This is a genomic window from Duganella phyllosphaerae (assembly GCF_001758785.1).
GTDB classification, from domain to species: Bacteria; Pseudomonadota; Gammaproteobacteria; order Burkholderiales; family Burkholderiaceae_D; genus Rugamonas; species Rugamonas phyllosphaerae.
In genome coordinates this window covers 66,193-88,707 of record NZ_LROM01000092.1, presented here as the reverse complement: position 1 = coordinate 88,707, position 22,515 = coordinate 66,193, and the positions used below count along the sequence as shown (strand labels likewise).

The window sequence follows — 22,515 nt, the reverse complement described above, 5'->3', positions numbered from 1 at the left end:
GCAGCGCCTCGCCGGCCGAGACGCTGCGGCGCAAGGTGCCCAGGTCGTAACGATGCGCCAGCGCCGCCATGTGGCGGTAGAACGTGGGCGCGGTGAAGCACACGGTGGCGCGATGCGAGCCGATTGCAGCCAGCAGTGTCTCCGGTGCGGCTTTTTCCAGCAGCACCGCGCAGGCGCCCACGCGTAGCGGGAACAGCAGCAGGCCGCCAAGGCCGAAGGTAAACGCCAGCGGCGGCGTGCCGATGAAGACGTCGTCGGCGCGCGAACCGAGCACCGAGCGCGGAAAGCAGTCGCAGATGGCCAGCACGTCGCGGTGGAAGTGCATCGTGCCCTTGGGGATGCCGGTGGTGCCGGACGTGAAGCCGATCAGGCAGATGTCGTCGCGCGCGGTGTCGGCGGCGGCAAACTGCGCGGGCTGCGCCGCCATCAGCGCCTCGAGCGATGCGCTGTCGGCGCTGGCGCCGCCGAAGTACACGGTGCGGGCGCGCGCTTCGAGGGGCAGCGCCACCGCATCGAGCTCCGCGCGCAGCGACTGCGCGCACAGCACGGCGTCCACCCGCGCCTTGCCGGCGATGGCGCCCAGTTCGCGCGCGCGCAGCAGCGGCATGGTGGGCACCGCGATGCACCCGGCCTTGATCACGGCCAGCACGCAGGCGGCCAAGAGCGGCGTGTTGGCCCCGCGCAGCAGCACGCGGTTGCCGGTGACCAGCCCCATCGGGCCGTGCAGCACGTGGGCAATGCGGTCGACCTGGGCGCGCAACTGGTCGTAGGTCCAGGTTTCGTGTTCGCTGCGCAGCGCCGGGCGGGCACCGGCCGCATGGTCCAGCAATGCGGCGGCACAGTTGAGGCGCGCCGGATAGTCCAGTTCGGGCAGGTCGAAGCGCAGCTCGGGCCACAGCGCGGGCGGCGGCAGGCGGTCGCGCGCAAAGGTGTCGGCGTGCGCAGTCGGGGTGGCGGCTGGAGTTGTCATGGTAGCCTTGAAAGTCGGATCGGGATATCCACCCGCGAGCAGATACTTTAAACCTAAACTATCTCGACTTCAAGGCTTGCTGCCGGGTTTACATCAAAACTCTACATCAAAACTTTACATCAAACCTTCACATCAAACCGGCCTGACGGACCAGGCCCGCCTGCTGGTCCACCGCGCGCAGCACGTCGGCCAGCACCGCCTGCACCGCCTCGTTGGACAAGTGCGTGGCAGGCGCGGCAGCGGACACTCCCTTGAGCGCGGCCGCAGCACCGTCCAGCCCCAGGGTGACGCAGCCGGCCAGCAGGCGCTCGAGGCGCACCTGGGCGCCCTGCTGGTCGCCCCTCCCCAGCAGCGCCTCGAGGTCGGCGCCGGCCACGGTGAGCTGGTTGTGGAAGCCGTTCAGGTACACCAGCAGGCGCTCGCCATTGATGCCGAGGCGGTTGAGCGTGGCGGCAGGATCTTCGGCCTGGTGGGTGTGACCGCTGGCCGCCTGGTCGAGGAAGGCGGTCAGGTGCACCCGCACTTGCTCGGCCTGGAACGGCTTGATGATGTAGCCGGCGGCGCCGGCAGTCGAGGCTTCCTGCATCACGTCTTTTTCGGTGGCGGACGTGACCAGCACGAACGGCATGGCGGCGAGTTCGGCATCGCTCTTGACCCGTTGCAGCAACTCGAGCCCGGACAGGTGTGGCATGCGCAGGTCGCAAAAACAGATCGCCGGCCGCAGCCCGCCCTGGAGCTGGTTCCATGCATCGAGCCCGTCTTCGGCTTCGACGATGTCGAATTTGCCGCAACTGTCGATCAGGTGCATCAACACCATGCGCGAGACGACGTCGTCGTCGACTACCAGAACTTTCATGTCGCTCCCCGTGCCTCGGCACTGTCTTTACACATGTTAAACAGTGCCTGAATCGTCCAGCACAAGCAAGCGAATTTTCTGCGGGGCCGTGCAACCTTACCCACGGCTGGCCTGGTCCAGCAGCGCGCGCAAGCGGGGCAGCGCCGCGTGGATCTGCTGCCACTGGCCGTGATCGGCGCAGGTTTCGAGTTCGCCGCACAAGGCCTGCAACTCCTGCTCCTCGAGGTAGCCGGCGCTGCCCTTCATGCCGTGCAGCAGGCGGGCGGCGGTGTCGGCGTCACCCGCCGCCAGCGCCGCCTCCAGGTCGGCCAGGCGCAGCGGTGCGTCCGCGCGGAAGGCGCCGCGCAGGCGCGCCTTGAGATCGCCACTGCCGCTGTGCTGCGCCAGCCGCGCGGTGTCCGGCGTGGCCGGCTCCACGCCGAACATGGCGTCCAGTTCCGGCGTGCCCTGGCGATCCTGCACACCACGCCTGGATACCATCGGCGGTAACTCGACACCGCGCTGCAACTGGCGCTCGATCGCGCGGCTCAGCTGGAAGTGCAGCTTGTCCTCGTCGATCGGCTTCGTCAGAAAATCATCCATGCCCGCCGCCAGGTAGCGGCTGCGATCTTCCTCGCTGGCGTTGGCGGTGAGCGCGATGATCATCATCTCCTGGTCGCGCACCGGGGCATCTTCCGGCCCGCCGGCGCGGATCAGACGGGTGGCGCTGGCGCCGTCGAGCTCCGGCATGCGCCCGTCCATCAGTATCAGGTCGTAGCGCGTGAGCGCGCAGGCCTTGACCGCCAGCGCGCCGTTGGCGGCGATGTCCACCTTGTGGCCCAGGTCCTCGAGCATCATGCGGATGATGATCTGGTTGGTCGGGAAATCTTCCGCGCACAGCACCCGCAACTGGTGGCTGTGCGGCTCGCGCGGCACGTGCGGCACGGTCGGCGGCGCCACGCCATTGGCCAGCGGCAGTTCGAACGTGAAGGTGCTGCCGGCGCCCGGTGCACTGACGGCGTTGATGCTGCCGCCCATCAGTTCCACCAGCTGGCGGCAAATCGCCAGTCCCAGGCCGGTGCCGCCGTAGCGGCGCGTGGTGGAGGCGTCGGCCTGTTCGAACTTCTGGAACAGGCGCGGAATGGCCTCGGCGTCGATGCCGATGCCGGTGTCTTCCACCAGGAAGCGGATGCGGTTGATCACGCCCTTGCGCCCGGCCAGCGCGGCGATATCCTCGAGCGTCTCGCCCGGTTCCGGCACCCGTTCCACGCGCATGGTCACGGTGCCGCTGCGGGTAAATTTGAATGCATTGCCCACCAGGTTGACCAGCACCTGGCGCAGGCGCGTGGGGTCGCCCACCACGAACTGCGGCAGGTCGTCGCCGAATACCAGCTCGAATCCCACGCTGTGCGCGGCGGCCTGTTCCTCGAACAGGCTCACCACGTTTTCCACAGTAGAGGTCAGCGAAAAATCGATGTTCTCGATGGTGAGCTTGCCCGCCTCGATCTTGGAAAAGTCGAGCAGGTCGTTGATGATGGTGAGCAGCGACTGGGCGTTGGCCTGGCCGCGCAGGATCTGTTCGCGGGTCGCGTCCTGCAGGGTCGGATCGCGCAGTGAAAAGCCCAGCATGCCGATCACGCCGGCGAGCGGGGTGCGCATCTCGTGGCTCATGTTGGCCAGGAATTCGGACTTCTGGCGGGTGGCGTCTTCCGCCTTGTGCTTGGCCTGGCGCAGACGCTCGTCGTTGTCCTGCAAGGCGCGGTTGGCCAGCGCCAGCTCCTCGGTATGCAGGCGTACCTGGCGCTCCTGCAGCAGCAGCTGGCCCTGGGTCTGGCGCAGCGTTTGCAGCGTGTCTTCCAGCTGCTGGTAGGCGCGGGCATTTTCCAGGCCGGCGGCGGCGTGCGTGGCCAGCGTTTGCAGCATGTCGAGGTGCACCTGGCGGTAGGCGTTGCGCTCCAGTCCCTGGACGCTGAGCAGGCCCACCACGCGCTCGCCCACCACCAGCGGCGCGTACATCATCGAGGGCGCGGCAGGCAGGTGCCCGCCACCTTGCAGCGCGTGTGGCACCAGCTTGTCGAGGCCACTGTCGTCCATGTATTGCCGGTATTCGGCGTCGAAGTCATTGATCAGGAGCGGCTTGCCGTGCATCAGGCACCAGACGGCCAGCTGGTTCGGATCGTCCAGCCAGCGCTGATAAGGCGGCGTGCGCACCCCGCCCTCCACCGCGAACGGAAAGTGGATCACGCCGTCCTGCTCGCGCACGAAGCCGATGCCGAATATCTCCGCCGGCATCAGGTCGTGCACGTGGCGGTAGAGGGTTCCCATCAGGGTTTCCATATCGAGCGTGGCGCTCATTTCGCGACCGAGCTCGCTCAGCACCGAGATATTGCGGTGCGCTTTTTCGACTTCCTCGGCTTGCCGCTCGGCGTGCTGGCGGCGCTGCTCGGCCTCGGCGCGCTGCGCTTCCGCCTCCAGCCGGCGCAGTTCGAGTTCGTGCTTTTGCTGCTGCAGCAGGCGATTCTTGTCCTGCACTTCGGCCGTGCGCGACGCCACCAGTTCTTCGAGACGCTGCTGCTGGCGGTGCAGGCTGCGCATGCGCGCCTGGTAGGCGGCGAAGGCGGCGCCCAGCAGCAGCAGCGTGACCAGCGCACGGAACCACCAGGTCTTCCAGAAAGGCGGCAGGATGGTGATCTTGAGCGTGGCGGCGTTGTCGTTCCACACGCCGTCCTTGTTGGCGGCCTTGACGCGGAACACGTACGCGCCGGGATCGAGGTTGGTGTAAGTGGCGAAGCGCTTGCTGGCGTCGGTCACTACCCAGTCCTCGTCGAAGCCCTGCAACTGGTAGGCGAAGCGGTTGCGCTGCGGCGCGGCGTAATGCAGCGCCGCGAATTCCAGCGAAAATACCGAGTCGGCCTGGCGCAAGGTCAGTTCGCCGGTGTGTTCGATGGCGGTCTTGAGGACATCGGCGTGTTCGCCCTGCCCCGGCTTGAGCGACTTGTTAAACACCTGGAAGTCGGTGATCGCCACCGGCGGCGCCACGCTGTTTTCGCGCACCGACTGCGGCGCAAACGCGGTGATGCCATTGAAGCCGCCGAAGTACAGCGTGCCGTCCGCCGTGCGCAGCGCAGAGCCGTCGAAGTACGCGCCTTCGATGGTGCCGTCGGCGTCGCTGTAGTTGCGCACCATGCCGGTGGCGATATGGAACTTCGACAGGCCGCTGTTGGTGCTCAGCCACAGGTTGCCGGCGCCGTCGGGCAGGATGGCGGCGATGGCGTCGTCCGCGATGCCGTCCTTGCGCAGGTAGCGGCGGAACGTGATGGCGCCGTCGGCGCCCGTCTCCATCCGGTTCAAGCCGGCCGCCGTGCCCACCCACAGCGTGCCGGTGTCGTCTTCGTACAGGCTGTGCACCTCGTCGTGGCTCAGCGACTGCGGATCGGCGGGGTTGCGGCGGAAGTGGCGGAACACGCCGGTCTTGCGGTCTAGCAGATCGAGGCCGTTGAAGCTGCCCACCCACAGGCGGCCGCGCCGGTCCTCCAGGATCGGGCGCACCACGTTGTCGGCCAGGCTGCCGCTGTCGGCCGGATTGTGGCGGTACGTGTGCACGTCCATGGTCTTCGGATCGAGCCGGTGCAGGCCGCCACGGCTGGCGATCCACAGCAGGCCGGCGCGGTCGGCCACGATGTTGCGCACGGTGTCGCTGGCCGGGTCGCCGCGCACGAACGACAGCGCGCGCATATTGCCGGTGGCCGGATCGAGGTGGTTGACGCCGGCCCGTCCGCCGATCCACACGCCGCCGGCGCCGGGCGCGCGCCACAGGGCCGTCACCTGGTCGTCGCTCAGGCTGTCGGGTCGCGCCGGATCGTGGCGCCACACCTTGCTGCGGCCCGTCTTCGGATCGTACAGGTTCAAGCCGGCGCCAGTGCCCAGCCACAGCCGGTCGTTGCCCTCGCCCGTGCCGGCCATGGCGATGGCGCGTACCTTGTTGTCCGACAGTGCGTCCGCATCCTCGGTGTGGCGCACGATGCGCGCAAAGCCGCCGCTGCCCATGTCCACCCGGCTGACGCCATCGTTCCAGGTGCCGACCCAGAAGGTACCCACGCGGTCGCGGAACAGCGCCGACACCTGGTTATCGGCCAGGCTGCGATGGTCGCTGAACTGGTGGCGGTACTGCACCAGGCGCTGCTCGGCCGGCAGCCAGCGCAGCAGGCCGTCTTCCTGGGTGCCCAGCCACAGCTGCTTTTCGCTATCCTCGTACAGCGTGGTGATGCTGGCGCCGGGCCGCAGTCCTTCGGCGGCGCCCAGGCGCCAGCGCTGCGGACGGCCCTTGCCGATATCGCCAATGTGCCAGCGTTCCAGCCCGCCCATGGTGCCCACCCACAGCGCCTGGCTGCTGTCCACTTGCAGCGCCAGCACCGCGTTGAAGCGGCTGTCGCTGCCGGCGTCGAGCCGGTAGTGAACGAATTGTCTGGCGCCCGGCGCCAGCATATCGAGCCCGGTGGCGGTGGCCACCCACAGGCGGCCGGCGGCGTCGCGCGCCAGCGCGTTGACCTGGTCGCTGGCCAGGCTGCCCGCATCGAGCGGATCGTGGTGCCAGCCGGTGAAGCGCCCGCTGGCCGGGTCCAGGTGGTGCAGGCCGTCGGCGGTGGCCACCCACAGGCCACCCAGGCCATCGTCGGCGATGGCGCGCACGTGGCGGTTGCCATTGCCGCGCTCCACCGGCGCGGTCGGCAGGTAGTGGGCAAAGGTACGGGTGGCGGGATCGTAGCGATCGAGGCCGCCGTCGGTGCCCACCCACAGCTGGCCGGCCGGATCGACGTGCAGCACCCGCACCCAATTGTCGGCCAGCGTATGCGGGTCGGACACCGCGCTCTTGTAGGTGACGGTGCGATAGCCGTCGAAACGCGTGAGGCCAGCCTGGGTGCCGAGCCAGATGAAGCCCTGCTTGTCCTGGGCGATGGCCAGCACAGACTCCTGCGCCAGGCCGTGCTCCACGCTGAGCTGCTCGAAACGCAGGGTGCGCGGCGGCGGTGCACTCCATGCGGCGGCTGCGCCAAGCACCCACAACAGCAGGGCTGGCGCCAGCAAACGTCTCCACAGATGGTTCAGTGCGTGCAAAAAGCGGGGTCTCCCCAAAGGGGTGGCTCAGGATTCGAAGAAGGCCAGCACGTCTTCCTTGCGCGCCTGGGTATCGCGCTGACCCAGACGGATCAAGTCGCAAGTATACGATGATTCGAACAACAAATACGAAGCCAGCGCGGCGCCGCGCGTTTCGGTGGCGCCGATACCCGACAACATGGTGCGGATCGGCGCCGGCAGGCTGCCCACGTGACGGCTGGCGATATCGTCGAGGCGTTCGGACGGCGCGATCACCAGCAGCTTGACCGGCTTGAGCGGCGTCTGCTCGAGCAGATGCTCTGGCAGCAGCGACAGCGTCTTGTTGACCCGTTCGAGCCGCTCGATATCGACCGCCAGCGAATCGAGGAAGATCGACGACATGGCGTGGCCGGCGATCTGCGCCAGGCTCGGATACCGCGCCGCGCCGTGCTCCGCACCAGTGCGCGGCGCCTCGGTCAGGCGTCCGGCGCCCACCACCAGCACCTTGCGCGCACCGAGGTGGATGGCCGGCGAAATCGGGGCCAGCTGGCGCATCGAGCCGTCGCCGCAGAATTCGCGGTGGCCGCCAATGAACAGCGGCGTGGGCGGAAAGATGAACGGGATCGCCGACGACGCCAGCAAGTGCTCCACGCCGATCTGGTCCTGCAGCGCCAGGCGCTGCATGCGCACCCACGGCGCGATGTCGGCGGCGGTCTGGTAAAAAGTGAGGTGGTTGCCGGCAGTGTAGGACGAGGCGGTGACGGCCAGCGCGTGCAGCAGGCCTTCGGACAGCACGGCGTCAAGCCGCGGCAAGTCGAGCATGCGGTGCAGCAGGCCGACCAGCGGAGTGTTGTCGAGCAGCGACGCGGGCGGCGCCGCGCGCCACTTGCGCAGCAGCCAGCCGAACGACAGCAAGGACAGCCAGCGCGCGCCCGAGCGCAGCACACCGAGCGAATCGGCGCGGTACACCTGTCCCACTTCGATGTTCTGCCAGACGTCGAGCAGCTTTTGCACGCCCTCGCCGAAGTTGTCGGCGCGGCAGGCCAGCGCGGTGGCGTTGATGGCCCCGGCCGACGTGCCGCAGATGATATCGAACGGGTTGCGTGCCGGCGGCCAGCCCGCTTCCCACAAGATCTCGGAGATGGCCTGTAACACCCCCACCTGGTAGGCCGCGCGCGCGCCGCCGCCGGTGAGGATCAGGCCTGTTTTCTTTTGACGTCCCATGACGCCAGAGTAGCAGGTTTAATCCCCCAGCACCACGCCTTCGCGGCGCGGATCGGCGCCGCCGAACCACTGTGGTTTGCCACCCACGACGCGGCGCTGGATGCCCTGCAAACCCGAGTTCTGCTCGGTCTCGCGCACCTCGTGGCCGCGCGCTTTCAGTTGCGCGATCACTGAGGCGCTCACGCGATTTTTTTCCAGCTCGGTGGGGCCGTTGCGGCTACCGAGGTTGGGCAGGCTGATGGCCTGCTGGACGTCGAGCTGCCAGTCCAGCGTACCGACCAGCACCTTGGCCACGTAGTTGATGATGGTCGAGCCGCCCGGCGAGCCGGTGGCCAGCACCAGCCGGTGGGTGCCCTTGTCGAACACCAGGGTGGGCGACATGGCGCTGCGCGGGCGCTTGCCGGCCTGCACCCGGTTGGCGATCGGACCGTTCTCGTCCTGCGAGTCGAATGAAAAATCGGTGAGCTGGTTGTTGAGCATGAAGCCATCTACCATCTGGCGCGAACCGAAGGCGTCTTCCACCGACGTCGTCATCGACAGCCCGCCGCCGAAGGCGTCCACCGCCACCAGGTGCGAGGTCGATGGCTTGTCGATGGCAGTGTCAGCGCCCCACGCCACGTCCATGGTGTCGGGCGTGCCGTAGTTGGCGCGGCCCATCGACTTGTCGCCGATCAGTGCGGCGCGTTTGGCCAGGTAGCGCTTATCGAGCAGGGCCGAGACGCCCTTGCCCGGCAGCGGCACGAAATCGGTATCGGCCACGTAGCGGTTGCGGTCCGCGTACGCCAGCCGCCCCGCTTCGCTGAACAGGTGGATGCCCTCGGCGGTAAGCATGCCGCCCACCGGCTTGTAGGGGCTGATGTCCTTCACTTCCAGGATGCCGAGCATCTGCGCAATCGCGATCCCGCCAGACGATGGCGGCGGCGCGCCGCACACCGTCCACGCCTTGTAGTCGCTGCAGATCGGCGCGCGCTCCCTGGCCTGGTAGCCGGCGATGTCGGCGGCGGTCAGCTTGCCGGGATTGGTGGGATGGCTGGAGACCTTGGCGACGATGTCGCGCGCGATGCGGCCCTTGTAAAAAGCGTCGGCGCCGCCGTCGGCGATTTCGCGCAGGGTGCGCGCCAGCTCGGGGTTTTTCAGAATGTAGCCGACCGGGCGCGGTTGGCCCGCGTCGTCAAAAAAGTACGCGCGCGCCACCGGATCGCGGGCCAGGTACTTGTCCCACTTGAGCAGGGCATTTAAGCGCGGGCTGACGGCAAAGCCGTCGTCGGCCAGCTTGATGGCTGGCGCGAACAGGGCTTTCCACGGCAGGCGGCCGTGCTGCTGGTGCGCCAGTTCCAGCATGCGCAGCACGCCGGGGGCGCCGACCGAGCGGCCGCCGACCACGCCGGTCTCGCGCGAGACCGGTTTGCCGTCCTTGTCCTGGAACAGGTGTTCGTCGGCAGCGGCCGGCGCGGTTTCGCGGCCGTCGTACGACTGCACGCGCTTGCCGTCGGAGTACAGCAGGAACGAGCCGCCGCCGATGCCCGACGACTGCGGCTCCACCAGCGTGAGCACCAGCTGGGTGGCAATCGCCGCATCGATGGCGGCGCCGCCCTGCTTGAGCATCTGGTAGCCGGCCTGGGTGGCCAGCGGATTGGCGGCAGCGACCATGAATTTCTGCGACGACTTGCCGGCCTTTTCGGCGTAGCCGGTGGCGATCTCGGGAGCCACGTCATGGTTGACGCCAGGTACCTTGGCAGGCGCTTGTAACTGTGCATAAACGGGAGCGTGCAATGCCCCCAGCATGGCGGCGGCAAGCGCCAGTGTCTTCAAACGAATCATGGGTTCTCCGGATCGGGGCGCGCAACCTGCGGCGCGCCTGAACGGCCATCGTACACGAAATCGTTTAAATGGTTCAGCGGTGAACTACAGCTGAACTACTGGTGAACCTCATGCACTGTGATTATTTTGCGGCCATGCGGATGGCGCCATCCAACCGTATGACTTCGCCATTGAGCATGGTGTTCTCGACTATCGCCCGCGCCAGTTGCGCGTACTCGTCCGGCTTGCCCAGGCGTGGCGGGAACGGCACCATGGCGCCGAGCGCATCACGCACTTCCTGCGGCATGCCGAGCATCATCGGCGTTTCGAAAATACCGGGCGCGATCGCCATCACGCGGATGCCGCTGCGCGCCAGGTCGCGCGCCATCGGCAAGGTCAGTCCCGCTACCGCCGCCTTGGACGATGCATACGCGGCCTGTCCCATCTGGCCGTCGTACGCCGCCACCGACGCCGTGTTGATGATCACCCCGCGCTCGCCGTTGTCGAGCGGCGCGGTTTTACTCATTGCCTCGGCCGCCAGGCGCGCCATATTGAAGGTGCCTACCAGGTTGATCGCCACCACGCGCTGGAACAGTTCCAGCGCGTGGGCGCCTTCCTTGCCGACGGTTTTGGCCGCTGGCGCGACGCCGGCGCAGTTGACCAGGCCGCGCAATGGTCCGAGCGCGGTCGCCGCCGCCACCGCTGCCTGGGCGTCGGCCTCGAGCGTGACGTCGCAGCGCACGAACACGCCCGCAAGTTCCGCCGCCAGCGCCTGGCCGCCCTCTTCCTGGACGTCGGCCAGCACCACTTTGCCGCCCGCCTGCGCCAGCATGCGCGCAGTGGCCGCGCCCAGGCCCGAGGCGCCGCCGCTGATGATGAATACCTGGTCTTTTATTTGCATGGTGTCTCCACGGTTGACGTTGATCCTAAGTTGACGTTTACTTTACGTTTACGTAAACGTCATGATCGTCATTGTAGCCATATTCAGCGTGGAGAGATATACCGGCCGCTCAGCACTGGATGAAAGCGCCGTTGCGCGAGCACAGCTTGCCGCTGGGGCTGACTACCGTATTGCCGGGACCGTTGTTGTAGCGCTGGCCGTTGGGGCCGTTGCAGCCGGCAGCGTCGCAGCCGGCGGTGGGCACCGGTGCGCCGGGCCGCGCACCCGGATCCGAGCGCGGTGGCGTCGCTGGCGTGGTCGGTGTGGGCAATACCCGCGATGGCGTCGCTGGCATGCCCGCTGAGGGCAGCCCACGCGGCATGGCCGGCGTCTGCGCGCCCCTTGCCGGCGGCATGGCCTGGTCACGCGGATCGCTCTCGGCCGGCGACACCCGCTCGATCGCTTGCGGCACCGGCCGCCGTGGCATCGGGTCGAGCGCCTTGGCGGTGCGGCACGGTTCCTCGGCCAGGTGCTTGCCGTCGTCGCTGAGCTTGCATGGCGGCAGCTTGGCGTAAGCCTCTTTTTCGGTATCGACCTCGGGCGCGCGCGGTTGCGGTGGCTGCTGCGTGGACTGCCTTGCCGGTTCGTCCGGCTGCTGGGCCCCGGCCCCGGTGCACAGCAAGGCGGCGGCCAGGCCAACTGCTGCAGCTGCCGCAGCGGCGCCCAGCCGGGTGTTTAATTTGACTTGATGCATGGTGGTCTCCTCCTGCCTGTTATGGCGCCAGCCTACCCCGTTCAAGGCGGGGCCGGCGCGCGGCAGGAGGCGCGGTTCATCGGCCCGGCAGCACCATCACATCCGGCGCCACGACCGGCGCCGGTGCGGGTGCGTGCGCCAGCACCGGCGCGCTCACCGCCAGCCAGCCCGAGGCCGGCAACAGCGGCACCAGCAGCAGCGCCACGATATTGATGATCTTGATCAGCGGGTTGATCGCAGGGCCGGCCGTGTCCTTGTACGGGTCGCCGACGGTGTCGCCGGTGACGGCTGCCTTGTGCGCTTCGGAACCCTTGCCGCCGTGGTGGCCGTCCTCGATGTATTTCTTGGCGTTGTCCCAGGCGCCGCCGCCGGTGGTCATGGAAATGGCCACGAACAGCCCGGTGATGATGGTCCCCATCAGCATGCCACCGAGCGCGGCCGCGCCCAGCAACATGCCGACGATGACCGGCACCACCACCGGCAGCAGCGACGGGATGATCATTTCGCGGATCGCCGAGGCGGTCAGCATGTCCACCGCCTTGTCATATTCCGGCTTGGCCGTGCCTTCCATGATGCCCTTGATATCGCGGAACTGGCGCCGCACTTCCACCACCACGGCGCCGGCCGCGCGCCCCACCGCTTCCATCGCCATCGCGCCGAACAGGTACGGGATCAGGCCGCCGATGATCAGGCCCACGATCACCATCGGATTCGACAGGTCGAACAGCACGCTGCGCCCGGCAGATTCGAGCGCGTGGGTATAGTCGGCAAACAGCACCAGCGAGGCGAGGCCCGCCGAGGCGATCGCGTAGCCCTTGGTGACGGCCTTGGTGGTATTGCCCACCGCGTCGAGCGGATCGGTAATGGCCCGTACCGATTCCGGCATGCCGGCCATTTCGGCGATGCCGCCGGCGTTGTCGGTGATCGGGCCGTAAGCGTCGAGCGCCACCACGATGCCGGCCATCGAGAGCATGGACGTGGCCGCAATCGCCACGCCGTACAACTGGCCCAGCTGGTAGGAGACCAAAATCGCCGCACACACGGCCAGCACCGGGTACGCGGTGGACTTCATCGATACGCCGAGGCCGGCGATGATGTTGGTGCCGTGGCCGGTGGTGGACGCCTGGGCGATATGCTTGACCGGCGCAAAATCGGTGCCGGTGTAGTACTCGGTGATGTACACCATCAACCCGGTGAGCACGATGCCCACCACCGTGCAGCCCAGGAGCCGCAGGCCTACCGACGGGTCGAGCCACACGTACCAGGTGACGGCAATAAAGCCCAGCAGCGACAGCCCGGCCGCCCACCACAGCCCCGTGTACAGCGCCGACATGATCTTCTTGCCCGGCTTGGCCTTGACCATCGAGCAGCCGATGATGGAGGCAAGGATCGACACCGCGCCCAGCAGCAGCGGGTACACGACGGCAGCGACCGGCGCGCTCACCATCAGCAAGGCGCCCAGCAGCATGGTGGCAATCAGCGTGACCACATAGGTTTCGAACAGGTCGGCGGCCATGCCGGCGCAGTCGCCGACGTTGTCACCGACGTTATCGGCGATCACGGCCGGGTTGCGCGGGTCGTCCTCGGGGATGCCCGCTTCCACCTTGCCCACCAGGTCGGCCCCCACGTCGGCGCCCTTGGTGAAGATGCCGCCGCCCAGCCGGGCAAAAATCGAGATCAGCGAGGCACCGAACGCCAGGCCGATCAGCGGCTCGATCAGTTGATGGGTATTGACGGTGGCGGCGGCCAGGTCGGCCGGCAGGCCGGCGGTCAGGTACATATAGAACAGCACCACGCCCAGCAAACCGAGGCCGACCACCAGCATGCCGGTAATCGCGCCGCCGCGAAAGGCCACGTCGAGCGCCGCGTTCATGCCCCTGGTTGCCGCCTGCGCGGTGCGCACATTGGCGCGCACCGAGACGTTCATGCCGATGAAGCCGCACGCGCCCGAGAGTACGGCGCCGATCAGAAAGCCGAGCGCGGTATTGAAGTCGAGGAAGATGGCAATCAGGATCAGCAGCACCACGCCCACCAGGCCGATGGTGCGGTACTGGCGGGCCAGGTAGGCGGCGGCGCCCTGCTGGATGGCCAGCGCGATTTCCTGCATGCGCGCGTTGCCGGGGTCCTGGCGCAAGATCCAGCTGCGCGACCACAGGCCATAAATGACGGCGATAACGCCGCAACCGACTGCTAACCACAAACTGGCTGCCATAGTGTCTCCCCTTTTGTTATCGAACGAACTGCGGACCCAACTGCGAACACACAACACGTCAAAACGGGGACACCTGAACAGCCATGAAAAAAGCGGACGCTCGGTCCGCTTTCAGGTCTTATTCAGCCAGCGCTGCAAAAACGCTGTCGCGGATTTGCTCCACCGCGCCGACCCCGGTAATACGGCGATACTTCGGTGCACCTTCGGCGCCCGACTTGGCCCAGTCGTTGTAATAGCCGAGCAGTACTTCGGTCTGGTTGTGATACACGTCCAGGCGTTTTTTCACGGTCTCGGCCTTGTCGTCGTCGCGCTGCACCAGGTCTTCGCCAGTGACATCGTCCTTGCCGTCAACTTTCGGCGGGTTGAACTTGACGTGGTAAACCCGACCCGAACCGGGATGGCAGCGGCGGCCGTCCATGCGTTCGATGATGGACGCGTCGGGCACGTCGATTTCCAGCACGTAGTCGACATTGATGCCGGCTTCTTTCATGGCGTCCGCTTGCGGAATGGTGCGCGGGAAACCGTCGAACAGGTAGCCGTTGGCGCAGTCGTCCTGCTTCAGGCGTTCCTTGACCAGGCCGATGATCAGGTCGTCGGAGACCAGGCCGCCAGCGTCCATCACCTGCTTGGCCGCCAGGCCCAATTCCGTGCCCGCCTTGATCGCGGCACGCAGCATGTCGCCGGTGGAGATCTGCGGAATATTGTATTTCTCTTTGATGAAATTAGCCTGGGTGCCCTTGCCGGCCCCTGGTGCTCCTAACAGAATCAGACGCATGAAGTTTCCTAAAAACAGATTTTTGGAGGGTGTGGTTGGTGTTGTTAGTTGTTGCGTGGACACAGTATTAATACTGATTATCCGACTATCTTGCTACGAAACTTACCACAAAACTTGGCCCATCAGCCAGTTTGATATCGTTTATACCGTTTGTCACAGGCAAAAACGCATTCTCGTGGGGATATTCGTATGAATAACGCACCACAATGGAACGTTATAGCAGCATCACCGGCCCGGTCGGCTTGATGTGGATCAAGCCCGCTTAATAGAGCAAGCGCACCCGGGCCAGGTCTTCCGGCGTATCGACGCCGGCCGCTGGCGCCGTGTCGGTCACGTGCACCGCGATCGGATAGCCGTGCCACAGCACCCGCAGTTGCTCGAGCGCTTCGATACCCTCGAGCGGCGAGACGGCCAGCGCAGGATACGCTTGCAGGAAGTCGTTGCGATACGCGTACAGGCCGATATGGCGCAGCGGCACATAGCCCGCCGGCAGATCAACCTGCGACTGCGCAAAGCCGTCGCGGTGCCACGGGATGGTGGCGCGCGAGAAGTACAGCGCGCGGGCGCGCTTGTCGAGCACCACCTTGACCACGTTGGGGTTGAAGGCGTCGGCGGCGTCGTGCAGCGGATGGGCGCAGGTGGCCATCGGCACGTCCGCGCCGATGCAGCCGGCAGCGGCCTGCAGCAGGCTCGGATCGATCAGCGGCTCGTCGCCTTGCAGGTTGACCACCACGGCATCGGGCGCCAGGTCGAGCGTACGCGCCACCTCGGCAATGCGGTCGGTGCCGGACGGATGGTCGGAGCGGGTCATGCACACTTCCACGCCATGCATCTGGCAGGCGGCGCGAATGTCGTCATGATCGGTGGCGACGATGATGCGCGCCGCCCCGGAGAGCTGGGCGCGCTCGGCCACCCTTACCACCATCGGCTTGCCGCCGAGATCGGCCAGCGGCTTGTTGGGCAGCCGGGTGGAGGCCAGCCGGGCCGGGATGATGACGACGAAGCCGGAACCTGGGTTGGACGGCGCGGACACTTATTCCGCCTTGTCCTGCAAGGTGCGGGCCTCGTCGGCCCACATGATGGGGATGCCGTCACGGATGGGGAACGCCAGGCGGTCGCCCTTGCAAATCATTTCCTGGGCCTTCTTATCGTACTCCAGGGGGCCTTTGCAGACCGGGCAAACCAGGATATCAAGCAATCTAGCGTCCACGACATTTCTCCACGATTTGGTCGGCCAGCGCGCCATCGATGTGCGCCGTGACCGGGACGACCCATAGTCGCGGGTCGCCTCTGAGTTCTTCAATTTGCGCACATTTTACTGCATCCTTCTCGGTGATCAAGATCACATCGGCGTGCAGGACGTCGAAAGGCCGGTCGCGGAAGTCGTGGTGGTCGGGCAAAGGCAGCTCGGCGATGGTCAGGCCGGCCGCCTTGAGCATGCCGAAAAACCGCGCCGGATTGCCAATGCCGGCAGCGGCGGCCAGGCGCAGGCCGGGCTGCGCCAGGTCGGCGAACGGCTGGCGCCGGGTGCGATCGACCAGCTGCTCGGCGTGGCTGCCGGCCAGCGTCATCTGGCGTGGCGCCGGGTAGCCCCCCGCAAGCCCCACAGCAGGGGTCTGACCCCGTACGGGGTCAGACCCCACTGATGCCATGGGGAAGCAGCCGACCGACCGCACCAGTGCATCGGTCAGCACCGGCGCATTGATCACCGTAAAATCGCGCCGGCGCGACACCGGCTCGCGCAGCGGCCCGGCCGGCAGCAGCCAGCCGTTGCCGGCGCCGCGGCCGTCGAACAGGATGATTTCGATATCGCGCTGGAGCGCGTAGTGCTGCAAGCCGTCGTCGGTCAGCAGCACGTCGGTGTCGGGATACGCGGCGAGCAAGGCGCGGCCGGTGGCGGCGCGGTCGCGCCCCACCATCACCGGGCAGCCGGTGCGCTGGCGGATCAGCAGCGGCTCGTCGCCGACGTCGGCCGGGGTGGACCCGGCGCCGACTTCACGCACGGTATCGGCCGCGCTGCCGTGGCCGCGCGAAATCACGCCGGGGCGCATGCCGCGCGCCTGCAAGGCCTGCACCAGCCAGATCGTCAGCGGTGTCTTGCCGGTGCCGCCGATGTAGATATTGCCGACCACCACCACCGGCACCGGCAGGCGCGACGACGCCAGCCAGCCGGCGCGGAACATGGCCGCGCGCGCGCCGCTGAGCGCGCCGAACAGCAGCGACACCGGCCACAGCGCGCAGGCCAGCGGCCCCCGGCGCAACCAGTTGCGCGTCAGCGTCGCTTCCAGCACTACTTGCCGCCGCCAGTCTGCGCCGCGAACGTCAGCTTCTCGAAGCCGGCCACGCGCGCCGCTTCCATCACGTTCACCACCATCTGGTGCATGGCGAACTGGTCGGCGTTGACGATCACGACCGGCTCCTTGTCCTTCAGGCCGCCCTTCTCGGCGGCGCTGCGCATCGCTTGCGCCAGGCCTGCGACGTCGCGGAACGACACCGGGTCGCCATTGATGGTGTAGTTGCCCTTGGCGTCCACCGTTACATTGAGTTCGAACGGTTTTTCCTCGGGCTTGTGCGCCTCGGCCGTCGGCAGCGTGATCTGCAATTCGGTGAACTTGCTGTAGGTGGTGGAAACCATCAGGAAAATCAGGATCACCAGCAGCACGTCGATGAACGGGATCAGGTTGATTTCGGGGTCTTCCCGGCCCTTGCCTTTGCGGAAATTCATGCCCGGTCCTTACGTGCGCTGGCGATGCACGACGTCGACGAACTTGACCGCCTGCTGCTCCATGTCGATCACGAAGCTGTCCACCAGCGCGCGGAAGTGACGATAGAACACCAGCGTCGGCATGGCAATCGCCAAACCAAAACCGGTGTTGTACAACGCTACCGAAATGCCGTGCGCCAGCTGCGCCGGATTGGCGCCCGACGGGTTTTGCGATCCGAAGATCTCGATCATGCCCACCACCGTGCCGAACAGGCCCATCAGCGGCGCCAGCGTGGCGATGGTGCCCAGCGTGGTCAGAAAGCGCTCGAGCGTGTGGGCCACGCCGCTGCCGGCTTCCTCGATCGATTCCTTCATCACGTCGCGCGGGGCATCGACGTTGCGCAGCGCGGCCGACAGCACCGTGCCCAGCGGTGAACTCTTTGCCAGCTTGTCGAGGATGTCGGGCGTGATATTGCCGCCCCGATAGACCTGCACCACCTCGTCGAACAGTTGCTTCGGCAAGATCTTGGCGCGGCGCAGCGACAGCAAACGTTCGATGATCAGGGCCGTGGCAACGATCGAGGCGATCAGCAACAACCAGATGGGCCAACCTGCAGCTTGGAAAATGGCAAGCAAAACAAACTCCTGTGGATGAATTGGGCCGGGATTAACCCCGAAGGCGCAATGTATCTTGTTGAGCCCCGGTCGGCAAGGGACAGTTATGCCCACATTCTGTTGATAAGATTGTGTGCAAGCCACATCCTTACCTTCTAGGCGATTGATTTCATTGATCTTTTTTGTTCTGAGCAAAATTCTGGCAAGGGGCCCTGCAGGCGCCTTGCAGCAGCGGTTTCCACTGCGCGATGAAAGTTCTGCACAAATTATGTGGATAAGATTGTGCGCAAGCGTCAGCCTGGATGAGCAAGTCATTGATTTAAAACAAGTTTTTTTCAATGCGTAAAATTGACGCACACCAAATTCCCTGGCACCGACATCGCGTAGATAAACTTCTGCACATTTTATGTGGATAAAATTGTGCGCAAGGTCACGCCAACGGTGCAAGGTGGTTGATTTATAAGGACTTATCGACCTTGAGTAAAAAACTGGCAGCGCCATCCTGGCGCCGTTAAAACCCCGTGTTTCAGGCGCCGCGGCCAGAGCACCGGGTGCCATCCACACTGCACCCCAGCAGGCTGTGCCTTTCTGCACACATTGTGTGGATAAGATTGTGTGCAAGGCCCCAGCTACCACTCCAAGCCATTGAATTCAAACAGAATAAATTACATGCTGCAAAAAGCGGCAGCAGCCGTGCAGCGATCCGGCGCGCGGGATCGCTTGAAAACATCTTGCAAGTCACTTTTTGGGTGAAATTATGTCGAAAAAACACTTCGGTTGCATATAAACGACAGCCGATCGGCTATCCTGTCGCGGCGGACCAGGACCGGACTTTCCATGCTTTAGCTCTGGCGCATGGAAGAAAGTCGCGGTCACGGCAGGCGGAACCGGAAGAAAGTGTCCCATAAGAAAATGTTGTTACTTTTGGAGATAATTGAGCTGCTGCCGTCCCCTTACCATGATCCGACACCTGCCATTGCAGGCAGACAGATCCTGTGGAGAAACCGTATGAAACTCAATAACCTAACCATTGCCCAGCGTTTGGGCATGGGCTTCGGGCTGGTGGCCGTGCTGCTGGTGATCGTGATCGTGCTGGGACTGACCAGCATGCGCGATATCCAGCAACGCATGGACGAGATCACGGAAGTGAACGGCGTCGAGACGCGCCTGGCACAGACGATGGACCTGACGGTGACCGAGCGCGCGCTGGCGATGCGCAACCTGATCCTGCTCAAGGAGCCGAAAGAGATCCAGATCGAAATCAAGCGTATCGCCGACCAGCAGCAGAAGTACAGCAAGGCCCAGGAACAGCTGGCCCGGATGTTTACCACCTTGCAGGGCACCTCGGCCGATGAGCGCGCACTGCTGGCACAGATACAAAAGCAGGCCGAACTGGCCGCACCATATATCGAACGCGCCACTGCGCTGGCGCTCGCTGGCAAACAGGACGAAGCGTACACCTTGCTACGCTTCGAGTTCCGTCCCGTGCAAAAAGCCTGGTGGGAACAGATCCGCAAGCTGGTCGGCATCGAGGAAAGGCAGAACAAGGAAGGTACCGAGGCCGCCGCGCAGGCCTACGACAGCGCGCGCAAGCTGATGCTGGTGACTGGCGCCCTGGCGCTGATCACCAGCATTGCTGCGGCGCTGCTGATCACGCGCGGCGTCACGCGCCAACTGGGCTGCGAGCCGGCAGAAGCCGCCATGATCGCCGGCCAGATCGCCGACGGCAACCTGGCGGTCGATATCGCGGTGCGCGCTGGCGACCAGCACAGCTTGCTGTTTGCGATGCGAACCATGCGCGACAGCCTGGCGCTGATTGTCAAGCAGGTGCATGACAGCACCGGGACCATCGCCAGCGCCGCCAGCCAGATTGCTTCGGGCAACCTCGACCTGTCTTCGCGCACCGAGCAGCAAGCCAGTACGCTGGAGGAAACCGCTTCCTCGATGGAAGAGCTGACCAGCACCGTACGGATCAACAACGACAATGCCCAGCAGGCCAATGGGCTGGCCGAAACGGCATCCGACGTCGCCGCCAAGGGTGGCGCGGTGGTGGCGCAGGTGGTCGACACCATGGCCGCCATCGACGTTTCGGCGCGCAAGATCGTCGACATTATCGGCGTGATCGATGGGATCGCCTTCCAGACCAATATCCTGGCGCTGAACGCGGCGGTGGAAGCGGCGCGCGCCGGTGAACAGGGCCGTGGCTTCGCCGTGGTCGCCACCGAGGTGCGCAACCTGGCCCAGCGCTCGGCGGCCGCAGCCAGGGAAATCAAGGACCTGATCGGCGACTCGGTGGAAAAAGTAAAGACCGGCAACCGCCTGGTCGACCAGGCGGGTTCCACCATGCACGAGGTGGTGGCAAGCGTCAGGCGGGTCACCGACATCATGGCCGAGATGATGTCCGCCAGCAAGGAGCAGGCCTCGGGGATCGAACAGATCAATACTGCCGTCACGCAAATGGATGACGTCACCCAGCAGAACGCCGCCCTGGTCGAACAGGCTGCTGCGGCGGCGCAAGCGATGCAGGAGCAGGTCAACAGCCTCAATGCTGTGGTGAGCGTGTTCCGGCTCGGCGAGCGCACCAGCTTGCCGGCGCCAGCGCCGGCCTCGCGGCAGGCGCGGCCAGCGGTGCCGGCACCCCGCCCCGCGCAGCGCCAGCTGGCCGTACGCAAGCCCGCCCTTGCCAAGGCCGCCGACCCGCAATGGGAACAGTTCTGACGCCAGGAGTACTTTCATGATCGCATTGAACAAGATCGATAACCGGGCCGGCGCTGCGCCGCAGGTCTTCTGGCATGCCGGGCAGGTCACCGCCAGCGAGCGCGGCCGCCAGTTCGGCCAGCAAGCGGCGACCGTGTGGCTCACGGGCCTGAGCGGCGCCGGCAAATCCACCCTGGCCTGCGCGCTCGAACACAGCCTGATCGAAGCGGGTCGCGCCGCTTACGTGCTGGACGGCGACAATCTGCGGCACCACCTGAACCGCGACCTCGGCTTTTCACCTGCTGACCGCCAGGAAAACATCCGCCGCAGCGCCGAGGTGGCAAAGCTGATGAATGATGCCGGGCTGATCGTCATCTGCGCCTTCATCTCGCCGCTGCGCGCGGACCGCGACATGGCGCGCCAGATCATCGGCGAAAGCAACTTCATCGAAACCTACCTCAGCACGCAGCGCGCGGTGTGCGAGGCACGCGACCCCAAGGGCTTGTACCGCAAGGCTCGCGCCGGCCTGATTGCGGAATTTACCGGCGTCTCCGCCCCTTACGAAGTGCCGCTGCAGCCGAGCCTGGTCTTCGACACCGACGCGCACTCGGTGGCAGAATGCTGCGCGCAAATCTACCGGCACCTGGCGCCGCGCTTCGTGCGGGAGGCCGCATGAGCGCCGTGCAAGTGCCGGCACGACCGCGTCCGGTGTTGATGATCCCGCTGCGCCGCTGCGGCAGCCACGCCTTGCGCCTGCGGCTGAACCTGTCGCCCGAATTCTATTCGCCGTACCCGCTGCACATCGTCGACCTGATGCCGCTGGTGCCGCTGTACGGCGACCTGCGCGACGACCACGCCTACTTTCGCATGGTGGTCGACGTGGTCGGCCTGCAGGCGGCCAGCATGGTCAAGTGGCCCGACCTGGCATTCGATCCGGTCGATATTTTCGAGGCGATCCGGCACCGGCCGCGCAGCATCCACAGCATCGTGTGGGAACTGCTGCTGCGCGCCGGCCAGCGCCGCCAGGCCCGCGTGGTGATGGACAAGTCGCTCGACAGCGTGCATGACGCCGACGAGCTGATGGCGCTGCACCCGGACCTGCTGTTCATCAACGTGGTCCGCGATCCGCGCGCCCAGGTGGCGTCGATGAACCGCGCCATCATCCACGAATTCGATACCCTGCTCAATGCCCGCATCTGGCTGCGCGCGCACCAGGCGGCCGACCAGGTGGCCGCGCGCTATCCCGACCGCGTGCTGACCATCCGCTACGAAGACTTTCTGTCCCATCAGCAAGCGACGCTGGAAACGATCTGCCGCTTTCTCGGCATCGCCTTCCTGCCGCGCATGCTCGATGTCGCCGCCTCGCCGGAAGCACGCCAGATTGCCCAGTTGTCGGCGCTCTGGTCCTCCAATTGCCATGCGCCGATCGCCGCCAACATCGACAAGTTCAGGCAACAGCTGTCGTCCGACGAGATCAATGTCATCGAAACCATCACCGGGCCGTACATGGACCGCTACGGCTACGCCAGGCTGTCCGGCGGCGACGCCGTGATTACCGACGCCATGCACGTGGACGCGCTGGCGCGCTCGGTGGCCGGGCGCGAAGGCGCCTGGCGCGACCTGGAACAGACCAATTTCCGCGACTACGTGCTGCGCCGCAGCCGCGCCGATTACCTGGCGCAACTGGGCGCGCGGCTGGCCAGGCAGGCGGCCGAACCGGCACGCAGTGCCCCTGCCGCGCTCGACGAGCTCGATCCGGCGAGCTTCGAAGTGACGGATTAGCAGGCGCCGCGCGCCACGGCTGTCCCCAAGTAATGAACACATTTTGTGGATAACTTTGTGTGTAACCGTGGCGCGCTCGGCCAAAGTCCTTGATCCGTAAGGGTTTTTTCCACATGCAAGTAAACCAGGCATTCAAGTTTTTCGTTTAAAATCATGGACCTATCTATAATACT

17 protein-coding genes are annotated in these 22,515 nt (G+C 65.8%); 3 read left to right on the top strand and 14 right to left on the bottom strand.

Features of this window, described 5'->3' with window-relative positions; all coding sequences use genetic code 11:
* From DUPY_RS16210 to DUPY_RS16150, 14 genes are all read right to left on the bottom strand, one after another.
* Positions 1-970 (bottom strand): AMP-binding protein (locus DUPY_RS16210; RefSeq protein ID WP_141749565.1); only part of this gene is annotated, 970 nt, incomplete at its 3' end.
* 127 nt (positions 971-1,097) lie between these two features.
* On the bottom strand, positions 1,098-1,826 hold the full coding sequence (locus tag DUPY_RS16205) for a response regulator (protein ID WP_070249430.1): 729 nt from the start codon (positions 1,824-1,826) through the stop codon (positions 1,098-1,100).
* 96 nt (positions 1,827-1,922) lie between these two features.
* Positions 1,923-6,890 (bottom strand): two-component regulator propeller domain-containing protein, encoded by a 4,968-nt coding sequence (locus tag DUPY_RS16200; protein ID WP_229255395.1) that lies wholly within the window; start codon positions 6,888-6,890, stop codon positions 1,923-1,925.
* 57 nt (positions 6,891-6,947) lie between these two features.
* Positions 6,948-8,123 (bottom strand): patatin-like phospholipase family protein, encoded by a 1,176-nt coding sequence (locus DUPY_RS16195; protein WP_070249428.1) that lies wholly within the window; start codon positions 8,121-8,123, stop codon positions 6,948-6,950.
* A gap of 18 nt (positions 8,124-8,141) precedes the next feature.
* A complete protein-coding gene (gene ggt / locus DUPY_RS16190; RefSeq protein WP_070249427.1) occupies positions 8,142-9,944 on the bottom strand; it encodes a gamma-glutamyltransferase in 1,803 nt (600 codons plus the stop codon).
* A gap of 121 nt (positions 9,945-10,065) precedes the next feature.
* Positions 10,066-10,824, bottom strand: a complete 759-nt coding sequence (locus DUPY_RS16185; protein ID WP_070249426.1) for an SDR family NAD(P)-dependent oxidoreductase — start codon at positions 10,822-10,824, stop codon at positions 10,066-10,068.
* 109 nt (positions 10,825-10,933) lie between these two features.
* Positions 10,934-11,557 (bottom strand): hypothetical protein, encoded by a 624-nt coding sequence (locus tag DUPY_RS16180; protein ID WP_070249425.1) that lies wholly within the window; start codon positions 11,555-11,557, stop codon positions 10,934-10,936.
* Positions 11,558-11,633: 76 nt separating this feature from the next.
* Positions 11,634-13,769 (bottom strand): sodium-translocating pyrophosphatase, encoded by a 2,136-nt coding sequence (locus DUPY_RS16175; protein ID WP_070249424.1) that lies wholly within the window; start codon positions 13,767-13,769, stop codon positions 11,634-11,636.
* 118 nt (positions 13,770-13,887) lie between these two features.
* Entirely contained in the window at positions 13,888-14,544 is a 657-nt protein-coding gene (adk, locus tag DUPY_RS16170; RefSeq protein ID WP_056139010.1) for an adenylate kinase, read from the bottom strand.
* Positions 14,545-14,806: 262 nt separating this feature from the next.
* Positions 14,807-15,577, bottom strand: coding sequence for a 3-deoxy-manno-octulosonate cytidylyltransferase (kdsB, locus tag DUPY_RS16165; RefSeq protein WP_070249423.1), 771 nt, complete (start codon positions 15,575-15,577; stop codon positions 14,807-14,809).
* Positions 15,578-15,754: a Trm112 family protein gene (locus DUPY_RS27280; protein WP_071651656.1), complete on the bottom strand. Its 177-nt coding sequence runs from the start codon at positions 15,752-15,754 to the stop codon at positions 15,578-15,580.
* Positions 15,744-16,835: a tetraacyldisaccharide 4'-kinase gene (gene lpxK / locus DUPY_RS16160; RefSeq protein ID WP_070249422.1), complete on the bottom strand. Its 1,092-nt coding sequence runs from the start codon at positions 16,833-16,835 to the stop codon at positions 15,744-15,746. Before lpxK ends, DUPY_RS27280 begins: the two co-directional genes overlap by 11 nt.
* A complete protein-coding gene (locus DUPY_RS16155) occupies positions 16,835-17,269 on the bottom strand; it encodes an ExbD/TolR family protein (protein WP_070249421.1) in 435 nt (144 codons plus the stop codon). The genes lpxK and DUPY_RS16155 overlap by 1 nt, the downstream gene beginning before the upstream one ends.
* A gap of 9 nt (positions 17,270-17,278) precedes the next feature.
* Positions 17,279-17,884: a MotA/TolQ/ExbB proton channel family protein gene (locus DUPY_RS16150; protein ID WP_070249420.1), complete on the bottom strand. Its 606-nt coding sequence runs from the start codon at positions 17,882-17,884 to the stop codon at positions 17,279-17,281.
* Between the two features lie 987 nt (positions 17,885-18,871).
* Between DUPY_RS16150 and DUPY_RS16145 the strand changes: the two genes are divergently transcribed.
* From DUPY_RS16145 to DUPY_RS16135, 3 genes are read left to right on the top strand one after another with little or no spacing between them, the layout of a single operon-like run.
* The gene (locus DUPY_RS16145) at positions 18,872-20,581 is read left to right on the top strand and encodes a methyl-accepting chemotaxis protein (protein ID WP_070249419.1); all 1,710 of its coding nucleotides are present in this window, start codon (positions 18,872-18,874) and stop codon (positions 20,579-20,581) included.
* A 16-nt stretch (positions 20,582-20,597) separates the two neighbouring features.
* Positions 20,598-21,236, top strand: a complete 639-nt coding sequence (gene cysC, locus DUPY_RS16140; protein WP_084640743.1) for an adenylyl-sulfate kinase — start codon at positions 20,598-20,600, stop codon at positions 21,234-21,236.
* The gene (locus DUPY_RS16135) at positions 21,233-22,342 is read left to right on the top strand and encodes a sulfotransferase family protein (protein WP_070249418.1); all 1,110 of its coding nucleotides are present in this window, start codon (positions 21,233-21,235) and stop codon (positions 22,340-22,342) included. Before cysC ends, DUPY_RS16135 begins: the two co-directional genes overlap by 4 nt.
* Positions 22,343-22,515: the final 173 nt, after the last annotated feature.

What these genes read in the sequence shown, in the direction of transcription:
- DUPY_RS16205 (WP_070249430.1), bottom strand. Translation starts at nt 1,826, where the DNA reads ATGAAAGTTCTGGTAGTCGACGACGACGTCGTCTCGCGCATGGTGTTG.
- DUPY_RS16195 (WP_070249428.1), bottom strand. Translation starts at nt 8,123, where the DNA reads ATGGGACGTCAAAAGAAAACAGGCCTGATCCTCACCGGCGGCGGCGCG.
- ggt (WP_070249427.1), bottom strand. Translation starts at nt 9,944, where the DNA reads ATGATTCGTTTGAAGACACTGGCGCTTGCCGCCGCCATGCTGGGGGCA.
- DUPY_RS16185 (WP_070249426.1), bottom strand. Translation starts at nt 10,824, where the DNA reads ATGCAAATAAAAGACCAGGTATTCATCATCAGCGGCGGCGCCTCGGGC.
- DUPY_RS16180 (WP_070249425.1), bottom strand. Translation starts at nt 11,557, where the DNA reads ATGCATCAAGTCAAATTAAACACCCGGCTGGGCGCCGCTGCGGCAGCT.
- DUPY_RS16175 (WP_070249424.1), bottom strand. Translation starts at nt 13,769, where the DNA reads ATGGCAGCCAGTTTGTGGTTAGCAGTCGGTTGCGGCGTTATCGCCGTC.
- adk (WP_056139010.1), bottom strand. Translation starts at nt 14,544, where the DNA reads ATGCGTCTGATTCTGTTAGGAGCACCAGGGGCCGGCAAGGGCACCCAG.
- DUPY_RS16155 (WP_070249421.1), bottom strand. Translation starts at nt 17,269, where the DNA reads ATGAATTTCCGCAAAGGCAAGGGCCGGGAAGACCCCGAAATCAACCTG.
- DUPY_RS16145 (WP_070249419.1), top strand. Translation starts at nt 18,872, where the DNA reads ATGAAACTCAATAACCTAACCATTGCCCAGCGTTTGGGCATGGGCTTC.
- cysC (WP_084640743.1), top strand. Translation starts at nt 20,598, where the DNA reads ATGATCGCATTGAACAAGATCGATAACCGGGCCGGCGCTGCGCCGCAG.
- DUPY_RS16135 (WP_070249418.1), top strand. Translation starts at nt 21,233, where the DNA reads ATGAGCGCCGTGCAAGTGCCGGCACGACCGCGTCCGGTGTTGATGATC.